Here is a 730-nt window from a genome sequence, read left to right as displayed (position 1 = left end):
TTAATTTACTAATAATTTATTAATTACAACTCAAGGCATACCCTAGAATTACAGGTCAAAAATTATCAGGCCCATAATAAGACATGGATAATTATAACGACCCTTGGGATAAAATACGCTGGCATAATGAAGAACGCTTCTCTATTGACGAAGTTGAATTTCATTTGGTTTCTTGGGGAAGTCAAAAAAAGAAAACTACGGAAAATAGTTTCGTTCTAGTTAAAGATCCTTCATTCGCCAAATCAATGGCACGAATCTGTGCTCCTTTGACCCCCAAGAACATTATTGAGTTTGGGTTATATCACGGTGCTAGTCTCGTTTTACTCGATAAGATTTTCACCCCTGACTCCATCATAGGCATAGACGAACGCCAAGAGCATCCAGCCTTAAGTCAATACCGAAAGGGGTCTTCAGCACACTCTGTAATAGAGCCTTATTGTGGAGTAAAGCAAGAGCATACAGACAAGGTCATTCAAATATTAGAATCACACTTCCCCACAAAAAATGTAGATCTAATTATTGATGATTACAACCATTTATATGAACCAACAAAAGCCGCCTTTTTGACATCATTCCCTTATCTAGAGTCAGGTGGGATATACATCATAGAAGATTGGGGGTGGGCGCACTGGCCGGGCGAATTTCAAAAGAAAGAACTGTTTCCCGGAACGCCTTTAAGTAAATTGGTTTTCGAATTACTCATACTTCAAATCGTCATTCCAAATGTCAT

At 38.4% G+C, this 730-nt stretch carries 1 protein-coding gene; it reads left to right on the top strand.

All coding sequences use genetic code 11. From position 1 onward, the window contains the following. Positions 1 to 83: 83 nt before the first annotated feature. On the top strand, positions 84 to 730 hold a 647-nt coding region (locus AB4653_RS17600), incomplete at its 3' end, for a class I SAM-dependent methyltransferase (RefSeq protein ID WP_372104852.1).

It is taken from the genome of Vibrio sp. 10N.222.48.A3, from assembly GCF_041475345.1.
Classification (GTDB): Bacteria; Pseudomonadota; Gammaproteobacteria; order Enterobacterales; family Vibrionaceae; genus Vibrio; species Vibrio tasmaniensis_A.
This window is presented reverse-complemented; position numbering and strand designations above follow the sequence as displayed.